This is a genomic window from Mycolicibacter algericus DSM 45454 (assembly GCF_002086455.1).
Taxonomy (GTDB): Bacteria; Actinomycetota; Actinomycetes; order Mycobacteriales; family Mycobacteriaceae; genus Mycobacterium; species Mycobacterium algericum.
Genome location: NZ_MVHC01000033.1, coordinates 1 through 24,028, shown reverse-complemented (window position 1 = coordinate 24,028; position 24,028 = coordinate 1). Strand labels below are relative to the sequence as shown.

General features: G+C 68.5%; 27 protein-coding genes. 19 read left to right on the top strand and 8 right to left on the bottom strand.

The window, feature by feature from the left end:
• The first annotated feature begins 61 nt into the window (after positions 1–61).
• The 4 genes from ftsY to BST10_RS19560 all read left to right on the top strand — a co-directional run bounded on the left by ftsY (position 62) and on the right by BST10_RS19560 (position 3,541).
• The gene (ftsY, locus tag BST10_RS19575) at positions 62–1,327 is read left to right on the top strand and encodes a signal recognition particle-docking protein FtsY (RefSeq protein ID WP_083040068.1); all 1,266 of its coding nucleotides are present in this window, start codon (positions 62–64) and stop codon (positions 1,325–1,327) included.
• 64 nt (positions 1,328–1,391) lie between these two features.
• The gene (locus BST10_RS19570) at positions 1,392–2,363 is read left to right on the top strand and encodes a glycoside hydrolase family 6 protein (protein WP_083040067.1); all 972 of its coding nucleotides are present in this window, start codon (positions 1,392–1,394) and stop codon (positions 2,361–2,363) included.
• A gap of 11 nt (positions 2,364–2,374) precedes the next feature.
• Positions 2,375–3,094 carry an NUDIX hydrolase gene (locus BST10_RS19565; RefSeq protein WP_083040066.1) on the top strand — a complete coding sequence of 240 codons (720 nt, stop codon included), beginning with the start codon at positions 2,375–2,377 and terminating at the stop codon, positions 3,092–3,094.
• A 36-nt stretch (positions 3,095–3,130) separates the two neighbouring features.
• Entirely contained in the window at positions 3,131–3,541 is a 411-nt protein-coding gene (locus BST10_RS19560; protein WP_083040064.1) for a DUF4267 domain-containing protein, read from the top strand.
• A 21-nt stretch (positions 3,542–3,562) separates the two neighbouring features.
• On the opposite strand, the gene BST10_RS19555 is transcribed toward BST10_RS19560, so the two are convergent.
• Together BST10_RS19555 and BST10_RS19550 are read right to left on the bottom strand one after the other, a co-directional pair.
• Positions 3,563–4,657 carry a methyltransferase domain-containing protein gene (locus BST10_RS19555; RefSeq protein WP_083040086.1) on the bottom strand — a complete coding sequence of 365 codons (1,095 nt, stop codon included), beginning with the start codon at positions 4,655–4,657 and terminating at the stop codon, positions 3,563–3,565.
• A gap of 146 nt (positions 4,658–4,803) precedes the next feature.
• Positions 4,804–5,580, bottom strand: a complete 777-nt coding sequence (locus BST10_RS19550) for an SDR family NAD(P)-dependent oxidoreductase (RefSeq protein ID WP_041318263.1) — start codon at positions 5,578–5,580, stop codon at positions 4,804–4,806.
• Positions 5,581–5,787: 207 nt separating this feature from the next.
• Between BST10_RS19550 and BST10_RS19545 the strand changes: the two genes are divergently transcribed.
• Both BST10_RS19545 and BST10_RS24230 read left to right on the top strand, forming a co-directional pair.
• Positions 5,788–7,164, top strand: a complete 1,377-nt coding sequence (locus BST10_RS19545) for a PE-PPE domain-containing protein (RefSeq protein WP_235673618.1) — start codon at positions 5,788–5,790, stop codon at positions 7,162–7,164.
• 64 nt (positions 7,165–7,228) lie between these two features.
• Positions 7,229–8,749, top strand: a complete 1,521-nt coding sequence (locus BST10_RS24230) for a hypothetical protein (protein WP_163762352.1) — start codon at positions 7,229–7,231, stop codon at positions 8,747–8,749.
• Here BST10_RS24230 and BST10_RS19535 read toward each other — a convergent pair.
• Both BST10_RS19535 and BST10_RS19530 read right to left on the bottom strand, forming a co-directional pair.
• The gene (locus BST10_RS19535) at positions 8,746–9,609 is read right to left on the bottom strand and encodes an enoyl-CoA hydratase/isomerase family protein (RefSeq protein WP_083040060.1); all 864 of its coding nucleotides are present in this window, start codon (positions 9,607–9,609) and stop codon (positions 8,746–8,748) included. The two genes, BST10_RS24230 and BST10_RS19535, sit on opposite strands and share 4 nt — an antisense overlap.
• The gene (locus BST10_RS19530) at positions 9,606–10,193 is read right to left on the bottom strand and encodes a TetR/AcrR family transcriptional regulator (RefSeq protein WP_083040059.1); all 588 of its coding nucleotides are present in this window, start codon (positions 10,191–10,193) and stop codon (positions 9,606–9,608) included. The genes BST10_RS19535 and BST10_RS19530 overlap by 4 nt, the downstream gene beginning before the upstream one ends.
• Positions 10,194–10,336: 143 nt before the next feature.
• Here BST10_RS19530 and BST10_RS19525 point away from each other — a divergent pair, with 143 nt between their 5' ends.
• From BST10_RS19525 to BST10_RS19515, 3 genes are read left to right on the top strand one after another with little or no spacing between them, the layout of a single operon-like run.
• Entirely contained in the window at positions 10,337–11,755 is a 1,419-nt protein-coding gene (locus BST10_RS19525) for a phytoene desaturase family protein (RefSeq protein WP_083040058.1), read from the top strand.
• 36 nt (positions 11,756–11,791) lie between these two features.
• The gene (ffh, locus tag BST10_RS19520; protein ID WP_083040054.1) at positions 11,792–13,366 is read left to right on the top strand and encodes a signal recognition particle protein; all 1,575 of its coding nucleotides are present in this window, start codon (positions 11,792–11,794) and stop codon (positions 13,364–13,366) included.
• Positions 13,367–14,434 (top strand): amidohydrolase family protein, encoded by a 1,068-nt coding sequence (locus tag BST10_RS19515; protein ID WP_083040053.1) that lies wholly within the window; start codon positions 13,367–13,369, stop codon positions 14,432–14,434.
• 4 nt (positions 14,435–14,438) lie between these two features.
• Here BST10_RS19515 and BST10_RS19510 read toward each other — a convergent pair whose 3' ends face one another.
• Positions 14,439–15,317: a D-alanyl-D-alanine carboxypeptidase family protein gene (locus BST10_RS19510; RefSeq protein ID WP_013829562.1), complete on the bottom strand. Its 879-nt coding sequence runs from the start codon at positions 15,315–15,317 to the stop codon at positions 14,439–14,441.
• Positions 15,318–15,364: 47 nt separating this feature from the next.
• On the opposite strand from BST10_RS19510, the gene BST10_RS19505 reads away from it, so the two are divergent.
• From BST10_RS19505 to trmD, 5 genes are all read left to right on the top strand, one after another.
• Positions 15,365–15,784 (top strand): nuclear transport factor 2 family protein, encoded by a 420-nt coding sequence (locus BST10_RS19505; protein WP_013829561.1) that lies wholly within the window; start codon positions 15,365–15,367, stop codon positions 15,782–15,784.
• 168 nt (positions 15,785–15,952) lie between these two features.
• The gene (rpsP, locus tag BST10_RS19500; protein ID WP_083040051.1) at positions 15,953–16,477 is read left to right on the top strand and encodes a 30S ribosomal protein S16; all 525 of its coding nucleotides are present in this window, start codon (positions 15,953–15,955) and stop codon (positions 16,475–16,477) included.
• A gap of 8 nt (positions 16,478–16,485) precedes the next feature.
• Positions 16,486–16,728, top strand: a complete 243-nt coding sequence (locus tag BST10_RS19495) for an RNA-binding protein (protein WP_019736217.1) — start codon at positions 16,486–16,488, stop codon at positions 16,726–16,728.
• A gap of 11 nt (positions 16,729–16,739) precedes the next feature.
• Positions 16,740–17,261, top strand: a complete 522-nt coding sequence (gene rimM, locus BST10_RS19490) for a ribosome maturation factor RimM (protein WP_013829558.1) — start codon at positions 16,740–16,742, stop codon at positions 17,259–17,261.
• Entirely contained in the window at positions 17,258–17,944 is a 687-nt protein-coding gene (gene trmD, locus BST10_RS19485; protein WP_083040050.1) for a tRNA (guanosine(37)-N1)-methyltransferase TrmD, read from the top strand. The genes rimM and trmD overlap by 4 nt, the downstream gene beginning before the upstream one ends.
• Here the strand turns inward: trmD and BST10_RS19480 are convergent.
• A complete protein-coding gene (locus BST10_RS19480; RefSeq protein ID WP_041319979.1) occupies positions 17,941–18,834 on the bottom strand; it encodes a serine hydrolase in 894 nt (297 codons plus the stop codon). The genes trmD and BST10_RS19480 overlap by 4 nt on opposite strands.
• 387 nt (positions 18,835–19,221) lie before the next feature.
• Between BST10_RS19480 and rplS the strand changes: the two genes are divergently transcribed.
• The 5 genes from rplS to BST10_RS19450 all read left to right on the top strand — a co-directional run bounded on the left by rplS (position 19,222) and on the right by BST10_RS19450 (position 22,232).
• Entirely contained in the window at positions 19,222–19,563 is a 342-nt protein-coding gene (rplS, locus tag BST10_RS19470) for a 50S ribosomal protein L19 (protein WP_083040048.1), read from the top strand.
• 86 nt (positions 19,564–19,649) lie between these two features.
• Positions 19,650–20,498, top strand: coding sequence for a signal peptidase I (gene lepB, locus BST10_RS19465; protein ID WP_083040047.1), 849 nt, complete (start codon positions 19,650–19,652; stop codon positions 20,496–20,498).
• Between the two features lie 2 nt (positions 20,499–20,500).
• Complete coding sequence (locus tag BST10_RS19460) at positions 20,501–21,205, top strand: ribonuclease HII (protein ID WP_083040046.1); 705 nt, start codon at positions 20,501–20,503, stop codon at positions 21,203–21,205.
• A gap of 7 nt (positions 21,206–21,212) precedes the next feature.
• Entirely contained in the window at positions 21,213–21,518 is a 306-nt protein-coding gene (locus BST10_RS19455; protein WP_012393608.1) for a DUF2469 domain-containing protein, read from the top strand.
• Between the two features lie 48 nt (positions 21,519–21,566).
• A complete protein-coding gene (locus BST10_RS19450; protein ID WP_083040045.1) occupies positions 21,567–22,232 on the top strand; it encodes a GNAT family N-acetyltransferase in 666 nt (221 codons plus the stop codon).
• A gap of 33 nt (positions 22,233–22,265) precedes the next feature.
• Here BST10_RS19450 and BST10_RS19445 read toward each other — a convergent pair whose 3' ends face one another.
• Together BST10_RS19445 and BST10_RS19440 are read right to left on the bottom strand one after the other, a co-directional pair.
• Positions 22,266–23,642, bottom strand: a complete 1,377-nt coding sequence (locus BST10_RS19445) for a PE-PPE domain-containing protein (protein ID WP_423226889.1) — start codon at positions 23,640–23,642, stop codon at positions 22,266–22,268.
• Positions 23,643–23,645: 3 nt separating this feature from the next.
• On the bottom strand, positions 23,646–24,028 hold a 383-nt coding region (locus tag BST10_RS19440; protein ID WP_133054451.1), incomplete at its 5' end, for an integrase core domain-containing protein.

Below are 24,028 nucleotides of genomic sequence, written 5' to 3'. Positions count from 1 at the left end.
CCGCAGTCTGCCGGGCAGCACCGACAAGCCCCGCCCGCCAGGGTCCTGAAACAATGGCGGGGTGTCTGAAGGTCTCTGGATCGCCATAGCGGTCGCCGCCGCACTCGTCGTCATCGCCGCACTGATCTTCGGCCTGGTGCGCCACCGCCGTCGGCGCATCAGCCTGTCCGCGCCGCAACGCGAGAGCCTGGACCGCTCGGGCGGCTACGCTGCTTCGTCGGGCATCACTTTCAGCCGGACCGAGGAGGCACCAGCCCCCGTCATCGGCGACGACGCGACCGTGCCGCGGGACGCCCCCCGGCGCACCATCACCGATGTCGACCTGCCCGAAGCGCCCCCCGAACCCCAAGCACCGCCCGCCGAAGCCGTCCAGCCGGCCGTCGAGCCGGTCGTCGAACCGGACATCGAGCCGGTTGAAGGCCGGATGCAGCGGCTGCGCGGCCGGTTGGCCAAGTCGCAGAATGCGCTGGGGCGCAGCATGCTCGGGCTGCTCGGCGGGGGCGACCTCGATGAGGACTCCTGGCAGGACGTCGAGGACACCCTGCTGGTGGCCGACCTGGGGCCGGTGGTCACTGAAGCGGTGGTCATCCAGCTGCGTGAAAAGCTGGCCGGCGGTCAGGTGCGCACCGAAGGCCAGGCTCGCACGGTGCTGCGGGAGGTGCTGATCGGCGAGCTGCAGCCCGCGCTGGACCGCTCCGTGAAGGCCTTGCCGCACGACGAGCACCCGTCGGTGCTGCTGGTGGTCGGCGTCAACGGAACCGGCAAGACCACCACCGTCGGCAAGCTGGCCCGGGTGCTGGTGGCCGACGGCCGGCGGGTGGTGCTGGGCGCCGCCGACACCTTCCGTGCCGCCGCCGCCGACCAACTGCAGACGTGGGCGGCGCGAGTGGGTGCCGAGGTGGTGCGCGGCGCCGAGGGTGCGGACCCGGCCTCGGTCGCGTTCGACGCCGTCGACAAGGGCGTTTCGTCCGGTGCCGACGTCGTGGTCGTCGACACCGCCGGCCGGCTGCACACCAAGACCGGCCTGATGGACGAACTCGGCAAGGTCAAACGGGTGGTGGAACGCCGTGCGTCCGTTGACGAGGTGCTGCTGGTGCTCGACGCCACCATCGGGCAGAACGGCCTGGCGCAGGCCCGGGTGTTCGCCGACGTCGTCGACATCACCGGAGTGGTGCTGACCAAGCTGGACGGCACGGCCAAAGGCGGCATCGTGTTCCGGGTGCAGCAGGAGCTGGGTGTGCCGGTCAAGCTGGTGGGCCTGGGCGAGGGGCCGGATGACCTGGCGCCGTTCGAGCCCGTTGCCTTCGTCGACGCGCTGCTGGGCTGAGCCTCCCGCGCCGCGATCGTGACCGTCTTGTGACCTCGGGTCGGCCATAAGGTAATTTTTGGCTGTGCTCCCCTCAGCATTTGGCGCGGTCGCGCGCTGCCTCACACCCCTCCTTGCCGTTGCGGCCCTGGCCGGCGCGGGCGTTGCCCAGGCCGACGGGGACAACCCGCTGGGCGGCATGCCCTTCTATGTCGATCCCATCTCGAAGGCGATGCATGCCTCCAACGCGCAGCCGGACAGCGCCGAACTGGCCCTGGTCGCCAACACGCCGCAGGCGTACTGGCTCGACCAGGCGTTCGGCGTGGGATCTGTCGGCTCGACGGTGGCCCGGCACACCGGGGCGGCGGCTGCGGCCGGTGCCATGCCGGTGCTGGTGCTCTACGCCATCCCGCACCGCGACTGCGGCAGCTACGCCGCCGGCGGCTTCTCATCCGGTGCGTCCTACCGCGCCTGGATCGACGGCATCGCCGACGGCATCGGTGGTTCGCCGGCCGCGATCGTCCTGGAACCGGACGCGCTGGCCATGGCCGACTGCCTCTCCGGAGACCAGCGCCAGGAGCGCTTCGACCTGATCAGCTACGCCGTCGACACGCTGGGACGCAACCCCGCCACCGCCGTCTACGTCGACGCCGGGCACTCGCGCTGGGTCAACGCCGGTGAAATGGCCAACCGCCTCAACCAGGCCGGCGTGGCACGTGCGCGGGGCTTCGCGCTCAACTCCACGAACTACTTCACCACCGAAGAGCAGATCGGCTACGGCGAAGAGATCTCCGGCATGACGGGCGGCAAGCACTACGTGATCGACACCTCCCGCAACGGGGTTGGTCCCGCCGAAGGCGATCCGTACGGCTGGTGCAACCCGAGTGGACGCGCCCTCGGCACGCCGCCGACCACCGACACCGCCGGCGCGCACGCCGACGCCTACCTGTGGGTCAAGCGGGTCGGGGAGTCCGACGGCAGTTGCGGCGCCGGCGAACCCGCCGCCGGGCACTTCGTCAGCGAGTACGCCATCAGCCTGGCCCGCAACGCGATCTGACCGATCACGCCGTGAGCATCGGCTACGACGACGCGCTGCGGGACCGGATCCGGGCACGCCTGGTGGCGCACGACCGCCGCGTCGTGACGGACCCGTCGAAGCGGCATGCGGCCGTCGCGGTGGTGCTCGTGGACTCCGAGATCGGCGAGGACCGGGTCGACCCCGCGCCCGTGGACGACTGGATCGGCGGGCGGCCCATGCCGGAGGCGGGCCTCGACGGCCGCATGGTCGACGTGTCTGGGGGTGCTGCTTTCCTGTTGTGCCGCAGGACGTCTCGCCTCACGTCGCACGCCGCGCAGTGGGCGCTGCCGGGCGGCCGACTGGATCCCGGCGAGACCGCGGTCGACGCTGCGCTGCGGGAGTTGGACGAGGAGGTCGGCATCCGGCTGCCCGACTCGGCGGTGCTGGGTCTCCTCGACGATTACCCCACCCGCTCGGGGTACGTCATCAGCCCGGTAGTGATCTGGGGCGGGGGGCGGCTCGATCCGCGGCCCGCGCCCGAGGAGGTGGTGGCGGTCTACCGGGTCGGGCTGCACCAATTGCAGCGTGACGATTCCCCGCGCTTCATCTCCATCCCGGAGAGTCCGCGTCCGGTGGTGCAGATCCCGTTGGGCAACGACCTCATCCACGCGCCGACGGGTGCGGTGCTGCTGCAACTGCGGTGGTTATGCCTGGAGGGCCGAGGAGACCCGGTCGATGCGCTGGAGCAACCCGTCTTCGCCTGGAAATAGCTGCGGGCGCCCGTAGCCCGCCCTAGGCTGCGGTCCATGGTGATGGACCGCGCCGCGCTGGTCGCCGGCAGCATTCGGCTGGCCTCGGGAGTCTCATTCCTGGTCGATCCCCTTCGGGCGAACCGGATCTGGGGGGAGCCGGACGACCCGGGGCCTTCGGCCCGCCTGCTGCTGCGGTCGATGGGTTACCGCGACGCCCTGATCGGAGGCCTTTTGCTGTACGCCGGGGTGCGTGGCCGAGACACCCGCGGCTGGTTTCTGGCCTCGGGTGGTGCTGATGCGGCCGACCTGCTGGGCGGGATGAGCGTGCACGCCGACCTCAAACGCGGCCAGCAGCTCATCGGCCTCGGCGGTGCGATAGTCGGCATCGGCGTCGGCCTCTGGGGTGCCGCGCGACGGCCGGGGCGATCGGGTCCGATACCGGCGGACATCAGCTCGGCCGGTTGACGGTAGGGGAGCCCACCACCGTCAGCTCTTGGTCGCGATGTAGTAGTAGTTCGACTGGTCCTCGGCGATCTCGGTGAATTCGATATCGGCGAAGCCGGCATCGACCAGCATCGACACGGCCAGCTGACGGCCCCACATGGTGCCCAGACCCGCGCCGTCCAACCCCAACGACACCGGCATGCAGTGCATCAAGGACACCGTGTACCGGTAGGTGTTCGTGGCGACACCGACGTTGTCCTCCAAGTGACTCGACGCCTTGGCGTCGGCCATCAGCAGGATGCCGCCGGGACGCAGCGACCGATGGATGTTCTCCAGCACCCGCGCCGGCTGCGCCTGATCATGGATGGCGTCGAAAGCGGTGACGAGATCGTAGGCGCCGGACCGGTCGAACGTGCTCAGGTCATGGCTCTCGAACGTCGCATTCGTCAGGCCCCGTTGCTCGGCTTCCCGGCTCGCCCGCGCGATGCCCTCGGCCGAGAAGTCGATGCCGGTGAAGCGGCTGTTGCCGAACGCCTGCGCCATGACGTTGACGGCGTGGCCGCTGCCGCAGCCGAAATCTGCGACGTCCGCGCCGGCTCGCAGGCGTTGGGGCAATCCGTCGACGAGCGGCAACACCACCTCGACAAGTGCGGCGTCGAACACTTCGCCGCTCCGTTCGGCCATCACGGTGTGAAAGCGGGGATATTCGCTGTACGCCAGCCCGCCACCGTCACGGAAACAGGTCAACACCCGCTGCTCGACCTCGCCCAGCAGTGCGATGTATTGCGCGACGCGCGCCAGGTTGGCGGGACCGGCGGCGCGGGTCACCACCGCTGCGCGGTGCTCGGGCAATCGATAAGTTGCCGTCGCGGGGTGGTAGTCGATGACGCCGGCGACGGTCACGCCGCCCAGCCATTCCCGGACGTAGCGTTCGTTGAGGCCGGCGGCATCGGCGATCTGCGCACTGGTCGCCGGTGCTGACAGCCCGGCCATGGCATCGAACAGGCCGCTTTGATGCCCGAGGCTCAGCAGCAGCGTGAGGCTGGCGGCATCGAGCGCATCGGTGATCCGATCGGCGAAGGCGCCGGCGTCCTCGGTGGATTCCGCCGGTTGGTGCCCGGCCGCTGGTGTCGTCACCGTGCCCCTCGAATTCACTGCGGCCGCAGACCGCACGTGGTCACTGTCGAGTCCCACGGTAACGAACGGGGCCGCGGGCTGAGCTGACCGATGACCGACGGCGAAGGCCCCCGTCGCAACGGGGGCCTTCTCGTTCAGCGGTGCGATTACTTCGGTGGCATCCGGATGCCACCGTCCACCCGGACGACCTCGGCGTTCATGTAGGAGTTGGTGAGCAGCTCGATCACCATCGACGCCAGCTCCTCGGGTTTGCCGAGCCGGTGCGGGAACAGCACCGACTCGCCGAGCTTGGCCTTAAAGGCCTCCGAGGCTTCGCCCTCCCCGTAGATCGGGGTGTCGATCAGGCCGGGCGCGACGGTGTTGACGCGGATCCCGACGGCTGACAGGTCGCGAGCAACCGGGAGGGTCATCCCCACCACGCCGCCCTTGGACGACGAGTAGGCGGCCTGCCCGATCTGACCGTCGAATGCCGCGACGCTGGTCATGTTGACGATCGCGCCCCGCTCCCCGGTGGTGGTGAGTTCGTTGCGGCTCATCGCGGTGGCCGCGATCCGAATGCAGTCGAAGGTGCCGATCAAGTTGATCGCCAGTACCTTCCGGTAGGCGTCCAGGTTGTGCGCCGACTCGAACTCGCCGTCCTTGCCGATGGTGCGCTGGGCCCAGCCGATGCCGGCGGAGTTCACCAGTGCCCGCAGCGGGCCGAGGTCGGCGGCGGTGTTGACCGCATCGATGATCTGCTCGGTGTTGGTGACGTCGACGGACACGAACACGCCGCCGATCTCGTGTGCGAGCGCCTCCCCCTTGTCGGCCTGCAGGTCGGCGACGACGACCCGGGCACCCTTGTCGGCCAACTGGCGGGCAGTAGCCGCGCCGATTCCTGATGCGCCACCGGTAACGATCGCGCTTGCTCCAGTTATATCCACGCTGGACACTTTACGCGGACGATAGTCCTCCGAAGTTTCGGGCACGGCGAAATAGCGAAAATTATCATCACGTCCCAATAACGCAAGTTATGTCAGTTTGGCTGGCTTTCTGCGGTTCTCCTGACTAAAACTGTTGTGCGTGATGTAATTTCGGTTGCAGTTCCGCATCGTGTTGGTGACATGTTCGAGGGCTTTCAGGGAGTTTCCATGGCTGATATCACAGCGATGTCGGGCTTGCGGGGCACAGGGCCGTCTCGCCACCTGCGTGCGGTCCTCGCTGTCATAAGCGTTTTCGTGGTGCTCGGCGTTGTGGTCGGTGTCAGCGGTGCGACATCGCCGTCGGCGGCGGCGTCATCGGCCGTTGCCGTGCCACTTCAGGTCCAGCTGAGCGCCTCCGACGATGTCGCGGCGGCAGCCGGCGGAGGAACTGCATTCGTCATGGGCGGCAGCGGTATTCCGTTGCCGTCGGAGGGATACGTCAACGCCGCCGACATCATGTACCTGCGGCCGAACGGCTTCACCGGGACCGCGGAGTCGTTGTTCACCCCCCAGCTCTACTTCCCGGGCAACGTCTCGGAAGTCCAAGGGGCGCAGATCCTTGCCGCGGCGATCAACGAGCAAATCGCCAGCGGCCAAGCCGGCCCCGACAACCCGGTGTACGTGTTCGGCTACTCGCAGAGCGCGGCGATGTCGTCGATGACGATGGAGCAGCTCTACCACCAGGGTGTGCCGGCCGAGGACGTCCACTTCGTGCTGGTCGGAAACGCCGCCAACCCCAACGGCGGTATTGTCGAAATGCTCAACTTCTGGGGCGGGAACCTCAGCTTTTGGAACGGAATGACCCTTGGTCATCCGACTCCGGACTACTTCACCACCGACGTCTACACGATGGAATACGACGGCTACGCCGACTTTCCCCGGTACCCGCTGAACCTGCTGTCAACGCTCAATGCCATCGCCGGCATGTTCTTGACCCATATCGGATATTTCGGGCTCAGCGAGGATGACATCGCAAACGCGATCGCGTTGGAAACCACCGACCCCGACAGCCTGACCAACTACTACATGATCCCCGCCGAGACGCTGCCGCTGTTGGATCTGTTGCGGCTGAACCCGGTCTGGGGCAGCCCGCTGGCGGCCCTGTTGGAACCCAGCATGCGCGTCCTGGTGAACCTGGGTTACGGCAGTCTCACCGAAGGCTGGAATCAGGGGCCGGCCAACGTGCCGACCACCATCAGCTGGGACCTGCTGCCGAGCAACATCAGCTGGACGGATATCAACGCCGCACTGGCCAACGCCTGGACTGAAGGAGTTCAGGACGCGATCAAGGAACTGCAGGATCCGAATACCTACTTCCCGGGCGGATTCATGGCGGAGGAGCCCTTCTCGACGGTGTGGAACGCCGCGCAACGCGTCTACTTCGACATCCAGGACCCCACTTCGCTGTTCGGCGGTTCGGCGATGGCCACCGATCCGGCGGGCACGTCGGACTTCACCGACTTCCTCGGTTCGCTGGTGGACGGCAATCCCGACCTGTCCTGGATCACCGACATCTTCGGCCTGGACATGATCAGCCCCGCCTGAGGTCGATTCGGCCCGTCACCACGCATTTGTCCGCACGGATTTGTCCCAGAAAGGTCTTCGGAAAATGAACCGTCGTCATGGCCGCGGAATCGGCAAGCGTGGGGTCACCGCAACCGGACGGTTGTGTCGGACGGTGGGTGGCGCCGCAGCGGCCCTGGCCCTTGCGCTGACACCGGTGGCGACCGCGCCCTCGGCGCAGGCGGATTTCGACTTCCTGGACCCCGGTAGCTGGTTCGATCCGTCGGTGTTCGATCCGGTCGACGTCGGCATGGCCAGCGCCGATCCGATCGACATCGGGCCGGCCGACTTCGACATGTTCTCGCCGGGTGACTGGACCGAGCTCTACCACGAGAGCTTCTATTTGCCGCTGCACAGTGCGATTCAGGTCTGGATGCACGACGCGGGCAACCAACTCACGATCGATCTGATCAACACCCCGTGGGTCCTGATGTTCGGCCGGAACCTGATCGGTGACGGCATAGATGGGTTCACCGGCATCAACACCTCGCTGTTCGGCTGGCTCGGGCTGGGCGACCTCGGCGACGGCGGATTCCTGTTCGGTGACGGCGGCACCGGTGTGGCGGGGGTGGCCGGGATCAACGACGGTATGGGCGGTGTGGGTGGCGACGCCGGAATGTTCGGTAACGGCGGCGCGGGCGGTCAGGGTGCGGCCGCCTTCCTCGGCGCCAACGGCACTGTCATCGAGGCCGGCGACGGTGGTCAAGGTGGCTCTGGTGGCTGGTGGCTCGGCGACGGCGGTGTCGGCGGCCGGGGCGGCACCGGCTTCTACGACACCTTCGACGGCAACGGGTTGGTGACGCACGACGGTGGCAACGGCGGCGAGGGCGGTGACGCGCTGGCCGCCTGGGGCTTCGGCGGGGCCGGTGGCGTCGGTGGGTCCGGTTGGGCCGGGGTCAACAACACCGTGATAACGGCGTTGAACGGCGGCAACGGCGGTAACGGCGGAGTCGGTGGGAGCGCCGGGTGGTTCCTGGGCAATAGCGGCGACGGCGGTGCCGGCGGTTCGGGCGGCACCGGTGCGGCAGGTGCCACCGGGACCGCGTCCCAGCCCAACGGCGGCCACGGCGGCGACGGCGGTGACGGCGGGCAGGCCGGGCGGGCGGGCGCCAGCAACGCCTGGATCGGCGTGGCCGGTCAGTCCGGGGATGACGGCGACGGTGGCGCAGGCGGCGCGGGCGGTGCCGGTCTGAACAATCCGATGGGCACCGGGGGCCTCGGCGGCAACGGTGGCTCGGGCGGGGCCGGCGGCATCGGCTCGACTGGTGGGAACGGTGGTGCCGGCGGAGTCGGCGGGGCCGGCGGCAGCGGGCGGTTCGGCGCCGACGGCGGAAACGGTGGAAGCGGCGGGGCAGCGGCCGACCAGGTGGACAGCTCCGGTGGGCGAGGCGGTGCCGGCGGGGCCGGCGGAAACGGTTCGGTCGGCACCGGCGGTGACGGTGGTGACGGCGGCAGCGGCGGCTCCACCGGCGGTGCGCCCGGCGCCCCGGGCCTCCCCGGTGAGCCCAACGACGGCGGGACCGGTGGCGCCGGCGGCGCGGGCGGCGCGCCCGGCACGCTGAACTAGTCGGGTCGCCGCGGCGGGTCTCGGTGCCCGGCCAACATGGTGCGCACGTTGTCGGCGAACGCGGCGGTGCTGAAACAGACCGGTTCGGCGAACTCCTCGAGCGCCATCGCCTCGTGCCAGCTGGCATCGGCCGCCGCGCGCAGCAGCGGTTTGGCCATCGCTGTGGCGTGGGCGGGCATTGCCGCCACCCGTGAGCACCAGTCGTCGGCCGCGGTCAGCAACTGATCGTGAGCGACGACCTCGTGCACCAAACCCAGCCGTTGCGCAGTGTGAGCGTCAATGGGCTCGCCACGCAGGTAGTAGGCCAACGCGCCCTGGTAGCCGAGCCGGCGGGTCAGCGCCCAACTGGTCCCCACCTCCGGCAGCAACCCGAGCCGACCGAACGCGGGCACGATCACCGCCCGGTCGCCGGCGATGGCCAGATCGCAGGTCAGCGCCCACGCCAGGCCGACACCCGCGGCGGCGCCATTGAGCGCGGCGATGAAGATCGTGTCCGAGGTGGCGATGAGCCGGGCGACACCACCGAATTCACGGCGAATCCAGCGCCATACGTCGGCGACTCCCTCCGGGGCCGGATCAGCTCGCCGTTCGGTGATGGCGGACATCATCTTCAGGTCGCCCCCGGCGCTGAAGCCGGGATCCGCGCCTGTCACCACCACGGCGCGTACCTGCGGGTCGTCGTCGAGTGTGGTCAGCGCGCGCCGCAACTGTCGCACCAGCGGCGCGGACAGCACGTTGAGCCGGTCGGGCTCGTGCAGCGTCACCACCGCCCGGTCGCCGCGGTGTTCGACGCGGACCCGCTCGGGCGCCTCCGGATCATCTCCTTCAGCGACCAAACGTTGGTACAGCGATTCGGTCATCCTTCCTCCTCACACTCAGTGCCCTTGGCGCGTAACGCTGCCCACGCCGCATCGGCGAAGGTTTTGATGGCACCGCGCGGCATCTTCGCGGCTCCGCCGGCGAGCCAGTAACGGCTGAACTCCTGGGCCGGCCCGAACCACAATGCGGCCGTGATCGGCGTCTGGATGGGCCGTAGTGCGCCGTAGCCCTGATGTGGGCGCCACCAATCGTGAACAGCGGTGAAGAACAGCGCATTGGACTGCCGCAGCGACGGGCTGTCGAGTCGATCGCCCAACAACAGCGCCGCTTCGCCGCGATGCGCCGCCACCCATCGCAGGTGGTGGTCGACGCCCCCGCGAATGCCGCCCTCGGCGGTCGCGTGCCCGCGCAGCATGGTGACGAAACCGTCCTGGTACTCCGTCATCACCTGGGCGTACACCGCAGCCGCCAGCGCGGCCTTATCGGCGAAGTGGTGATACATCGCGCCGACGCTGACACCGGCCTCCCGCCGGACTTCCTCCAGCGTGGCGGCCAGTGTCCCGGTTGCGGCGAACCGCCGCCGCGCCGCCGCCAGCAGCTTGCCCCGCGCATCCGACGCCGTCACGAGAAATATTCTAGTTAAACCGAGGAATCCTCGGAAGTCCTCGACGGCCGTCGTTCCTGTTCTCCGGCGCACGCCGCTGGGTACGCTCCGGAGACCATGTCCGCACCCTGGTTGGCCACCGTGATGAAGTCGGCGGCCTCGGCGTGAGCACGGCAGTAGTGGTGGGCGGCGGACCCAACGGACTGGCCGCCGCCGTCACCCTGGCGCAGCACGGCGTAGCGGTCACCGTCGTGGAAGCCGCCGACGAGATCGGCGGGGGCACCCGCAGCGGCGAGGCGATTATGCCGGGCCTGCTGCACGACCATTGTTCGGCGATCCACCCGATGGCGGTCGGATCCCCGTTTCTGTCCGGGTTGGACGCGGCCCGATACGGCTTGGAGTGGCGCTGGCCGCAGATCGACTGCGCGCATCCTCTCGACGACGGCAGCGCCGGAGTGCTGTACCGCTCGGTCGAGCAGACCGCGGCCAGCCTGGGCCGAGACGGCGGCCGCTGGCGACGTCTGTTCGACGGTCCGGTCGCCCGGTTCGATGCGCTCAACGAGGACATCATGGGCCCGCTGCTGCGGCTGCCGCACCACCCGCTGACCCTGGCCCGCTTCGGTGCCCCCACGGCACTGCCCGCCTCGGCGCTGGCCCGCTGGTTTCGTACCCCGCAGGCGCGGGCGTTGTTCATCGGTGTTGCCGCGCACGCGTTTCGGCCGCTGCACTACCCGATGACCTCGGCGATCGGGCTGGGCATCCTCACCGCGGGCCACCGGCACGGCTGGGCCGTGGCCGCGGGGGGATCGCAGGCGATCGCCGATGCGATGGCCGCCGCGCTGACCGACCTGGGCGGCATCATCGAAACCGGGGTTCCGGTCGAGTCGGCATCGCAACTGCCGCCCGCCGACGTGACGCTGTTCGATCTGGCCCCCGAGGCGGTGGCCCACATCCTCGGCGATCGGTTGCCAGGGCGGGTGGCTCGCGCCTACCGGCGGTTCCGGCGGGGTCCCGGTGCCTTCAAAGTCGATTTCGCCGTCGAGGGCGGGGTGCCCTGGACCAACGCCGATGCCCGGCTGGCCGGCACCGTGCACCTGGTCGGCACGCACCGCGAGCTGGCCGCCACCGAACGCGACGTCCACGCCGGACGCATGCCCGAGCGGCCGTTCGTGCTGGTCGGTCAGCAGTACCTGGCCGACCCGCAACGATCTGTCGGCAATGTGCACCCGGTGTGGACCTACGCCCACGTGCCCAACGGCTACAGCGGGGACGCCACCGCGGCGATCATCGCCCAGATCGAGCGGTTCGCCCCGGGTTTCCGTGACCGCGTCGTCGGTCAGGCCGTGCGCAGCACCAGCGAGATGGCGGTCTACAACCCGAATTTCGCCGGCGGCGACATCATGACCGGCGCAAAAGACGTTCGCCAGTTGGCCTTTGGCCCGCGCGTCACACTCTCGCCGTACAGCACCGGAATACCCGGCACCTATATCTGCTCGGCGGCGACTCCACCGGGGCCAGGCGCGCACGGCATGTGCGGCGCCAACGCGGCGCGCCTGGCCCTGCGCCACCTGCAGCAGGAGTGACAGAAGGACTCAAGCCCGGCCAGCTAGGCTGGCTGCGTGTTCGAATCACTGTCCGACCGGTTGACCGGTGCTCTTCAGGGGCTGCGCAGCAAGGGTCGTCTCACCGACGCCGACATCGACGCCACCGCCCGGGAGATCCGGCTGGCACTGCTGGAAGCCGACGTATCGCTGCCGGTGGTGCGGGAGTTCATCGGCCGGATCAAGGACCGGGCCAAGGGCGCGGAGGTCTCCGGTGCCCTCAACCCGGCCCAGCAGGTCGTCAAGATCGTCAACGAGGAGCTCATCGGCATCCTCGGCGGGCAGACCCGCACGCTCACCTTCGCCAAGACCCCGCCGACGGTCATCATGCTGGCCGGTCTGCAGGGTGCGGGTAAGACCACCCTGGCCGGCAAGCTGGCGACCTGGTTGCGGGGCCAGGGCCACACCCCGCTGCTGGTGGCCTGCGATCTGCAGCGTCCGGGGGCGGTCAACCAGCTGCAGGTAGTCGGCGAACGCGCCGGGGTCGCCGTGTTCGCGCCGCATCCGGGGACCTCGGCCGTCGGTGACGCGGACGCCGGGCCGGGGGACCCGGTCGCCGTCGCCGCCGCCGGTCTGGCCGAAGCCCAGTCCAAGCACTTCGACGTCGTCGTCGTCGACACCGCGGGCCGCCTCGGCATCGACGAGGAGATGATGGCCCAGGCCGCTGCCATCCGTGCCGCCGTGCAGCCCGACGAGGTGCTGTTCGTGCTGGACGCGATGATCGGCCAGGACGCGGTGACCACCGCGGATGCCTTCCGTGAAGGTGTGGGTTTCACCGGTGTCGTGCTGACCAAGCTCGACGGCGACGCCCGCGGGGGAGCGGCGCTGTCGGTGCGGGAAGTCACCGGCGTCCCGATCCTGTTCGCCTCCACCGGCGAGAAGCTGGAGGACTTCGACGTCTTCCACCCTGACCGGATGGCCAGCCGCATTCTGGGCATGGGTGACGTGCTGAGCCTGATCGAGCAGGCCGAGCAGGTCTTCGACGCCCAGAAGGCCGAGGAGGCCGCCGCCAAGATCGGGACCGGCGAGCTCACCTTGGAGGACTTCCTCGAGCAGATGCTGGCGATCCGCAAGATGGGCCCGATCGGCAACCTGCTGGGCATGCTGCCGGGCGCGGGCCAGATGAAGGACGCGCTGGCCGCCGTCGACGACAGCCAACTGGACCGGCTGCAGGCGATCATCCGCGGCATGACCCCCGCCGAGCGCGCCGACCCGAAGATCATCAACGCCTCCCGGCGACTGCGCATCGCCAACGGCTCCGGCGTGAGCGTCTCGGAGGTCAACCAGCTCGTCGACCGGTTCTTCGAGGCCCGCAAGATGATGTCATCGATGATGGGCGGCATGGGCCTGCCCGGGCTGGGGCGCAAGAGCGCCACCCGTAAAGCGAAGGGCGGCAAGAACAAAGCCGGCAAGAAGGGCAAGAGGCGGGGCCCGACCCCACCGAAGGCGCCGGGTCTTTTCGGTCCCGGCGGGCCCGGTGGCATGCCGGCCGGGTTCCCCGACCTGTCGCAACTGCCCGAGGGGCTCAACGAGTTGCCGCCCGGACTGGCCGATTTCGACCTTTCCAAGCTCAACTTCCCGGGGCAGAAGTAATTGGTCCACCACGTTCGCGGCCGCGGGCTGCCCGATGAACAACCGGTCGAGTACTGGATCGTCGATGGCCGCGTCAGCCTCGAGCCGGTCGACGGCGCCGAAACCGTGTTCTCCGACGGTTGGATCATCCCCGGCCTGGTCGACGCGCACTGCCACCTGGGGATCGGGACGAGCGGACCGGTCGGAATCGTCGAGGCGGTCGGCTACGCCGAGACCGAACGCCGCGCCGGGGTGCTGCTGCTGCGTGATCCCGGGGTTCCGATCGACACCCGTAGCCTCGACGACCGCGACGACCTGCCGCGCATCATCCGTGCCGGGCGGCACCTGGCGAAATCCAAGCGCTACATCCCTGGCCTGGCAATCGATGTGGACGATGAGGCCGGGCTGCCCGAGGCGGTGGCCGAGCAGGCCCGCGCCGGCGATGGCTGGGTGAAACTGATCGGGGACTGGATCGACCGGTCGGTGGGGGATCTGGCGCCGCTGTGGTCCGACGACGTGCTCGCCGAGGCGATCGCGGCCGCGCACACCCACGGCGCCCGGGTCACCGCCCACGTGTTCGGTGAGGACGCGCTGCCCGGCCTGATCAACGCCGGCATCGACTGCATCGAGCACGGCACCGGCATCACCGACGACATCATCAGGTTGATGCTGGCCCACGGCACCGCCCTGGTGCCGACCCTGATCAACATCGACAATTTCCCCGGCATCGCCGATTCAGCGGCCAAGTACCCGACCTACGCGGCGCACATGCGCGCGCTGCACGCCTCCTCCCGTAAGCGGCTCAGCGCCGCCCGGGAAGCCGGAATCCCGATTTACGCCGGCAGCGATGCGGGCGGCATGATCGCCCACGGCCGCATCAGCGACGAGGTGAACGCCCTGACCGGGATCGGGTTGAGCCCCACCGAGGCGCTGGGGTCGGCGTGCTGGGACGCCCGGCGCTGGCTGGGTGCGCCGCTACTGGAGCATGGCGCCCCGGCCGACCTGCTGTGCTTCGCCCGGGACCCGCGCACCGGTCCGGAGGTGCTGGGCAGCCCGGACTTGGTGATGCTCGGCGGCCGGGTGTATTAGCGGCCTACAAGCTGCCGACGCCCGACATCGGGCCCTGCGCGAAGCCCCAATCCAGCAGCGCGCCGGCTTGATCCCAGTAGGTCGGGCCGCCTTCGCGGATCAGCCCGTACATCATCGCCACCACCAGCCGTCGGCCGTCGCGGGCGGCCGCGCCGACGTAGGTCTTGCGGGCGGCGTCGGTGAATCCGGTCTTGCCTCCGAACGCCCCGGGATAGCGGGTCAGCAATTCGTTCATGTTGACGATCGGGCGCTCGCCGGACTCGGTGGGGAACATCGCCGCGTGCTGCGCGGTGATCTCGGCGAACACCGGGTTGGCCATCGCCGCCCGGAAGATGACCGCCAGGTCGTGCGGAGTGGTCGCGCCGGAACCGCCGGGGCCGTCCAGCCCGGACGGCGTGGTGGCGTGGGTGGCGGCGGCTCCGACCGCGGCGGCCTTGGCGTTCATCTTCGCCACCGCCGCCTCCGGCCCGCCGAGCATGTCCGCGAGTGCGTTGGCGGCGTCGTTGCCCGATACCAGCAGCAGGCCTTCGAGGAGCTGACGCGCGGTGTAGCTGCGCCCGGGTTTGATGCCCAGGCAGTTGCACTCGACTGCGGTGTCGGCCGGGGTGGCGACCACGGTGTCGTCGAGGTTCAGCTCGTCGAGGGCCACCAGCGCGAGCAGCACCTTGATCGTGCTGGCCGGCGGGGTGGCGGCGTAGCCGTTCTGCTCGGCGAGCACCTCCCCGGAGTCCAGGTCGGCGATCAGCCAGTTCGGCGCCGGGCCGGCCGGAATCGGTGCGGAGCCCAGCGGCTGGGCGACATCGGCGGAGGCGGGCGCCGCGGTGGTCGCGAGCAGGGCCAGCACGGTCGCGGCCATGGCCCAGCAGGCCAGAATTTTCCGCATGGCCGGTTACCTTACCGCCCGCCATCGCAGCAGTGTTGAATCGAGGAATGCTGAGCCAGGCCGAAATATCGGACCGGTGGCAGATCCAGCAGCTGCTGGTCGACTACTCCACCGCCATCGACACCCGCAACTTCGATGACCTCGACGCGGTATTCACCGACGACGCCTACATCGACTACCGCGCGATGGGCGGGATCGACGGGAACTACCCGCAGGTGAAGGCCTGGCTGGCGGAGGTGTTGCCGAATTTCGCCGGCTACGCACACATGTTGGGGCTGCCGTCGATCCGGGTCGACGGTGACACGGCCACCGCGCGCACCTTCTGCTTCAACCCGATGGTCTTCGGCGGCGAAACACCGGCCACCATGCTGCTGGGGTTGTGGTACCACGACGAGTTCATCCGCAGCCCCGACGGTTGGCGGATGACCCGCCGGGTCGAGACCAAGTGCTTCGAGAAGCTGCCCTGAGGCGATTTCTGCTGACCGGGCCGGTTCTGGCACAATGGGCGGCTGTCCGGCGCGCGACTGTGCCCCGAGAGGGGCGTGCGGTCACGCGGCGCACACGCGAGGCAAAACCGGATGGGGGCAAGTCCGCCCCCGTCGCTGAATTGCAGCGTGCTACCAAGGAGTTATCTCATGGCTGTCAAGATCAAGCTCACCCGGCTCGGCAAGATCCGCAATCCGCAGTACCGCATCTCGGTCGCCGACGCGCGGACTCGCCGGGACGGCCGTTCCATCGAGGTCATCGGCCGCTACCACCCCAAGGAAGAGCCGAGCCTGATCGAGATCGACTCGGAGCGTGCCCAGTACTGGCTGTCGGTCGGCGCTCAGCCCACCGAGCCGGTGCTCAAGCTGCTGAAGATCACCGGTGACTGGCAGAAGTTCAAGGGGCTGCCCGGCGCCGAGGGCAAGCTGAAGGTCAAGCCGGCTAAGCCGTCCAAGCTGGAGCTGTTCAACGCCGCGCTAGCCGAGGCCGAGGGCGGCCCGACCACCGAGGCGACCACCGCCAAGAAGAAGAAGGCTCCCAAGGCGGCAGAGGGCAAGAAGGCCAAGGACGACGCCGGCGAGGCCAAGGACGACGCCAAGGCCGAGACCCCGGCGGAGGACACCACCGCCGAGGCCGCCGCTGCTGAGGCCGCCGAGCCGGCCACCGAGAGCTGAGCGCGACGATGAGTGCAGTGGTGGCTGATGCCGTCGAGCACTTGGTGCGCGGCATCGTCGACAACCCGGATGACGTTCGCGTAGACATGGTGACCAACCGGCGCGGCCGCACCGTCGAGGTTCACGTTCACCCCGACGACCTGGGCAAGGTGATCGGTCGCGGTGGTCGCACCGCCACTGCGTTGCGCACCCTCGTCGCCGGTATCGGTGGACGCGGCATCCGCGTGGACGTGGTCGACACCGACCGATAGCCGACCGGCTCATGGAGCTGACGGTCGGCCGCGTCGTCAAGGCCCACGGCATCACCGGCGAGGTCGTGGTCGATGTCCGTACCGACGACCCGGACGAGCGATTCACTCCCGGCGCCGTGCTGTGCGCCAGGAAGCGTGGTGAGCAGCCGCGCGATGTGGTGGTCGACGCGGTGCGCCCGCACGGCTCGCGGCTGCTGGTGCGGCTGGCCGGGGTGTCGGACCGCGATGCGGCCGACGCGCTGCGGGGCAGCCTGCTGGTGATCGACTCGGCGGATCTGCCGCCGATCGATGAGGACGACACCTACTACGACCATCAGCTCGAAGGTCTGCGGGTGCGTACTGAGGCGGGAGAGGATATCGGCACGGTGACCGAGGTGCTGCACACCGGGGCCGGAGAGCTGCTGGCGGTCCGCCGCACCGACGGCGCAGAGCTGTTGGTGCCGTTCGTCTCGGCGATCGTCACCTCGGTGTCGCTGGCCGAGCAGCTGGTGTGGATCGATCCGCCCGACGGGCTGCTGGAGCTGTCGTCGTGAGGGTCGACGTCGTCACGATCTTCCCGGCCTATCTGGACCCGATCCGGCAATCGTTGCCGGGCAAGGCGATCGAGTCCGGAATGGTCGAGTTGGCCGTTCACGATCTGCGACGCTGGACCCACGATGTGCACCGCTCGGTCGACGACACCCCGTATGGCGGGGGGCCGGGGATGGTGATGAAGGCCCCGGTTTGGGGAGATGCGCTCGACGAGATCTGTTCGGAGCAAACGGTTCTCGTCATACCGACGCCGGCCGGGACACTGTTCGACCAGGCCACCGCGCAGCGGTGGAGCCGGGAACAGCATCTGGTGTTCGCCTGCGGGCGCTACGAGGGCATCGACCAGCGGGTCGTCGACGACGCCGCTCGGCGGATGCGGGTCGAAGAAGTCTCGATCGGCGACTATGTGCTGGCCGGCGGCGAGTCGGCGGTGCTGGTGATGCTCGAGGCGGTGCTGCGGCTGATGCCCGGCGTGTTGGGGAATCCTGCTTCGCAGCACGATGATTCGCATTCGCCGGATCGCGATGGACTCTTGGAGGGGCCCAGCTACACCCGGCCGCCGGACTGGCGTGGCCTGCGGGTGCCCGAGGTGCTGCTCTCGGGCGATCACGCGCGCATCGAGGCCTGGCGCCATGAGGCCGCGCTGCAGCGCACCAGGGAACGCCGGCCCGACCTGCTCGACTAGATCCGGCCGCCGGGGAAGATGGTCTTGACGGCCTGGGTGATGGTGTCCCGCGCCGTGGCGTCGTCGCTGGGCTGCAGCGACTCGATCACCACCACGTAGCGCCGGTCCGCGCCGACCACGCCGGTTGACAGGTGCATCCAGTTATTGCCGATGCAGCACATCCAGCCCTGCTTGACCGCCACCGGTTCGTTGTACAGGCCCTCGGGGATCCCGAACCGTTGCGGATAGCCGTCGATGCCGGTCGGGGTGGACTGTGCCAGCTCGCTGATGATCATGTTGGCCCGGTCGGCGGGCAGGCCGCCAGAGCCGTTGAGCAGCATGTCATAGTAGCGGGCCAGGTCCGGTGCGGTGCTGATGGTGTTCCACCAGGCGCCGTTGGATGGCGGTCCGGTACCGGCCAGGCCGTAGCGGCCGGCCACCCGGGTGACGATCGCGTTGCCGCCGCGCCGGTTCCAGAACGTCTCGGCGGCGCCGTCGTCGGAGGACCGCAGCATGACGTCCAGGGCGGCCTGATCGTCCGCCGACAACGCGCCGTCGGCGTCGTGGAGCAGATCGTCGGCGATGAACAGCTTGGCCACCGACGCGGTGGCGATGGAGTGGGTGTTGCCGTTGGTGACCAGTTGATGTGAGATCCGGTCCAGCACGGCCACCGAGATGTTGGCACCGGCCTTGGCCGCTTCCTCCGTCGCATCCTGCATGCGGGCCGCCAGCCCGTCGACCACGGCGACCGGCGGGATCGCGGGGGCTCGGGGTGCTTCGATCGCGGTGGCTACCGGTGCCACTTCAGGCGCTCGGTACTGCGGGGGACGTGTCGCGGCGGCGCCGTAGACCTTCTCGTCGCAGCCGAATACCACCGTCGAGATCACCATGACGACAGTCAGCAGGAGCATCGATGGCCGCACGGCGGGTAGGCCTCCTCAACAGGCATGAGTCGGGTAATCGACATCTACGGGCTCGCCACACTGCTGCCATCGGCCCGCCGGATAGATTACCGCGTGCGCAACGAGATCGTGCAGTCCACCTCTCACCAGACTTATCACGCGTCCGGTGGCCCCCGCGGTAACTACCAGCGGCGATTTGCGCGATTTCGCTGGTTGCGCCGCGTCTGGCACAATTGAGCAGTTGTCGCCCGGCAGTTGATTCTGCAGTGGGCCCCGGCGTCCCGGTCACCCACGATGCGACAACAGGCCCGAACCCATCGGCTCGGTTACCGTCTGCACGCGCACTGTGCGCGCAGACCGGTCGGCAGCCGCGACCCGCGAGGAAGTGTTTCCGCAATGAACACGCTGGACATCGTCGACAAGGCGTCGCTGCGCGACGACATCCCGGCCTTCGGCCCCGGCGACACGGTCAACGTGCACGTGAAGGTGATCGAGGGCACCAAGGAGCGCATCCAGGTGTTCAAGGGCGTGGTGCTGCGGCGGCAGGGTGGCGGCGTCCGCGAGACGTTCACCGTCCGCAAGGAGAGCTACGGCGTCGGCGTCGAGCGCACCTTCCCGGTGCACTCGCCCAACGTCGACCACATCGACGTCGTGGTCCGCGGTGACGTCCGGCGCGCCAAGCTGTACTACCTGCGTGAACTGCGCGGCAAGAAGGCCAAGATCAAGGAGAAGCGCTGACTCGCGCGTCCGTGCCGGTGCCTGCGGTCGGGCTACCGCCTGCGGTCGGTCTCCGGCACTGCTGACACGGTCACTACCCTGATCTCGTGACCGAAACCGCGGGCTCGTCACCCGAGAACACTCCCGAGGCCGACCAGCCCGAGGCCGACCACGTCGAGGCCGACGCGGCAGAGGCAGCGGCACCCGACGATCGCAAGCGCACCACGCTGCGCGAATCGGTCGTCCTGGTGGCGACCGCGCTGGTGTTGTACTACCTCGTGTTGACGTTCGTGGCGCGTCCCTACCTCATCCCGTCGGAGTCGATGGAGCCGACGCTGCACGGCTGCCACGGCTGCGTCGGCGATCGGATCATGGTCGACAAGGTCACCTACCGGTTCAGCGCCCCGCGCCCGGGCGACGTCGTCGTCTTCAAGGGGCCGCCGTCGTGGAATGTGGGATACAAGTCGATCCGGTCGGACAACACCGCGATCCGCTGGGTGCAGAACGCGCTGTCGTTCATCGGATTCGTCCCGCCGGACGAGAACGATCTGGTCAAGCGGGTCATTGCGGTGGGTGGTCAGACGGTGCAGTGCCGCAACGACACCGGCCTGACCGTCGACGGCAAGGCGCTCGACGAGCCCTACCTGAATCCGGCCACCCTCATGGTCGACCCGATGGTCTACCCCTGCCTGGGCAATGAGTTCGGTCCGGTGACCGTGCCGGACGGCCGACTGTGGGTGATGGGCGACAACCGCACCCACTCGTCGGACTCGCGGTCGCACTGCGACACCGTGGCGGTCCAGCCCGATCTGCGGCACCGGGTTCTGTGCACCGGCGAGGACCTCGACGCGGGCACCGTGCCGGTGAGCAACGTGATCGGCAAGACCCGGTTCATCGCCTGGCCGCCGTCGCGGTGGGGGCCGGTGAAAGCGATCAACCCGCAGCAGGGCCCGTAGCGATGGCCCCGGCCTGGCCGCCGCGCACAGTGATCCGCCGCTCACCGGGATTGCGGACCCTGGAGTCGGCGCTGTACCGCAGTGGGCTGGGGCCGGTGGCCGGCGTCGACGAAGTGGGCCGCGGTGCCTGTGCCGGACCACTGGTGGTGGCCGCCTGTGTGCTCGGGCCGGGCAGACCCGCCGCGCTGGCGGCGCTCGACGATTCCAAGAGGCTCACCGCCAACGCCCGCGAGCAGTTGTTCCCGCTGATCCGCCGGCATGCACTGGCCTACCACGTGGTGTTCATCCCGCCGGCCGACGTGGACGCGCGCGGTGTGCACGTGGCCAATATCGAGGGCATGCGGCGCGCGGTGGCCGGGCTGGCCCTGCGGCCCGGTTACGTGCTCTCCGACGGGTTCCGGGTGCCGGGATTGCCGATGCCGTCGCTGCCGGTGATCGGCGGTGACGGCGCGGCCGCCTGCATCGCCGCGGCGAGCGTGCTGGCCAAGGTCAGCCGCGACCGCTACATGGCGACACTGGACGATCCCGGCTACGGCTTCGCCGACCACAAGGGGTACTCCACCGCTGCGCACACTGCGGCACTGGCGGCCCTGGGGCCCTGTGGCCAGCATCGCTACTCGTTCATCAACGTGCGCAACGTGGCGGCGCTAGCCCCCGCGACAGGGACAATGGGGACGGACCGAGCAGAAGGACGACTGAGCAGATGAGTGCCCGATGAGTGCGGAAGATCTCGAGAAGTACGAAACCGAGATGGAACTCTCGCTGTACCGCGAATACAAGGACATCGTGGGCCAGTTCAGTTACGTCGTGGAGACCGAGCGGCGGTTCTACCTGGCCAACAGCGTCGAGATGGTGCCGCGCAACGCCGACGGCGAGGTGTATTTCGAGCTGCGACTGGCCGACGCCTGGGTGTGGGACATGTACCGGCCGGCGCGGTTCGTCAAGCAGGTACGCGTGGTCACCTTCAAAGACGTCAACATCGAAGAGGTTGAGAAACCCGAGCTGCGGCTGCCCGAATAGCATCGCCGGGCTCATGCGGCGGCCCCGGCTTCGGTCTAGGCTGACACCATGACCGCTGTCGATCGTGCCGTCTCCCGCCGAGAGATCACCGATGCCCTGCTCAAAGCCATGGAACGGCGCCATGAGGTGCTCGACGTGATCGTCGACTCGGACGACCGCGCGTCTGCGGTGCAGGCGATCGCGAACCTGCTCGGCACCTCACCGGCAGGCTGCGAAGCGGTGATCGGGATGTCGTTGGATCAGCTGACCAAGGACTCCCGGAGCCGGATCGCCGCCGAACTCGACGATCTCAACAACGAGCTGACCTTCACCCTCGGCGACCGCCCGGCCAGCTCCGGGGAGACACTGCTGCTCCGCCCGTTCGCCGGCGAACCGGATCGTGACATTTTCGAGCTGCGGACCACCGACGTCGGCGCCAGCGGCGACGGGTCCGGCGCTCCGGCCGGCGGGCTCGACGACGAGATCCGCTCCGCGCTGTCCCGGGTGGATGACGAGGATGCCGCGTTGTTCGTCGCCATCGACGGTGCGCAGAAGGTCGGCATGGTCTTCGGCGACCTCAACCGCGGCGAGGTGAACGTGCGGATCTGGATCCAACCCGAACATCGCAAGAAGGGCTACGGCACCGCCGCGCTGCGCCGTGCGCGTACCGAGATGGCCGCGTACTTCCCCGGCGTACCGCTGGTGGTGCGGGCGCCGGGCGCACACTCCGGCTAGCCAACCGGTTCAGTACGGCGGCGGCCCGGGTAGTCAGGGGACGTCGACCAGTAGGGCTGCCAAATCTTGCAGCGCGTTCGGGTCGAACAACTCCACAAAGTTGAGCGCGTTGATCGCCAATGCCTCAATGACCGGTACGACCGTACCGACTCCGAGGGCTATCGGTGCAAGTCCCACGAGTGCGGAGAATGCGTTCCCGAGTCCTTCGAGTAGGTTGCCGCTCTGCGCTTCTTGCGCGATGAAACTTATTGTAAGACTGGGGATTGTCGTGAACAGGGATGCCACGGTGTTGGCGATGGGGATCAGCGTCGCGAAGTCATTCCCGATGTTGACGGCGATGTCGTTGACAATGCCCGTCAACGAGGTGGGCGGGTCGGGGATCATGCCGGGAAATGCACCCTGGAGCAGTTCGAAGGCTTGTCCGTCGGCTCCGAGCTGACTGACGATGCCAAGCCACAGTTGGTCTCCGGTGAGATCGCCGATCGCGCCGGGATCGCCGGAGGGATCGGCCCCGACCACGTTATACGCCGACTCGAGCATCGGACGCAGCACCGGAACGTCCATGATCGAAGGCCCGTAGCTGGGATCCTGCAAGTCGGCGATGGCGTTGCTGACGCCCAGCTGCAGACCGTTCCAAAGCGCGTTGAGTACCTCGTCGACATCAAGTGACGGGAACGGGCCATAGGAGGCGAATGTGGCGGGTTCTCCATCCGGAAGTGGGACCTCACACCAGGAGTTGTCGATGCAGCCGTATCCGAGGTTGACCAGCACCGCGGTGGCTGGTTCCAACAGGCTGTACAGCGGCTTCCCGATGAACGGGATGAACTGCAGCGGGGCCAGCAGCGGCAGCGTCTCAGACGGAATCATGTAGTAGCTGGTGAGGCCGTCGGTGCCGAGCAGGAACGCGGAATCCACAGCAGCGGGGCTGAGGTAACCGCCGTGGTTGAACGCCATACCCAAGATGGCGTTGAGGTCGGCGAGCAAGTTGATGGGGTAGCGCGGAAAGTCGGCGAAGCCGTCGTATTCATAGGTGTAGATGTCGGTCGGATACAAATCCGTCGGCGTGGCGCCGCTGAACGTGATCCCCAGCGCGGGATAGGTGGGCATGGCGCCGTCGATATCAACGGCGAAGCGCGACAGGAAGCCGCCGTCGGGGTTCGCGGGATTTCCCACCATGACGAAGTGGACCGCCTCGGAAGGAACGCCGGCCGCGTGAATCTGCTGCATGGCGGTTGTCTCAACGTTGGCGCCTTGCGAGTAGCCGAAAACTACCAGCGGGTTCGCGGCGTCCACGGTGCCGGCGGCGATCTGGTTCTCGATGTTCGCCGCGAGGATCTGACCGCCGCGGGCAATCGATTCGTCGGTGGTGAGGTTCATAACGCCGTGAGGGGGACCCGTTTGGTGGTCCAGTCGCTATGCGGCTTGGGGTTGGTGGGTCGAGGTCCACTGTAAGGCGAACTCGGCAGGGCTGAGTCCGTGGTGGGCCGAATGCGGTCTGTTGGCGTTGTAGTCGATCCTCCAATCCTCGATGATCACCCGGGCTTCCAACAGCGAGTCGAAGCGCCAGGAGTTGAGCAGCTCATCTCGCAGGCGGCCATTGAATGACTCGATCCAGGCGTTCTGCCAAGGTGATCCGGGATCAATGAACAGTGAGCCGGTGCCGTTGAACCGGCACCAGTCGTTGACCGCATGGGCGACGAACTCCGGGCCGTTGTCGAACCGCACGTAGTGCGGAGCCCCGTAGGTCAGAGCCAATTGATCGAGGATGTCGACGACGCCATCAGCGTTGATGGCGC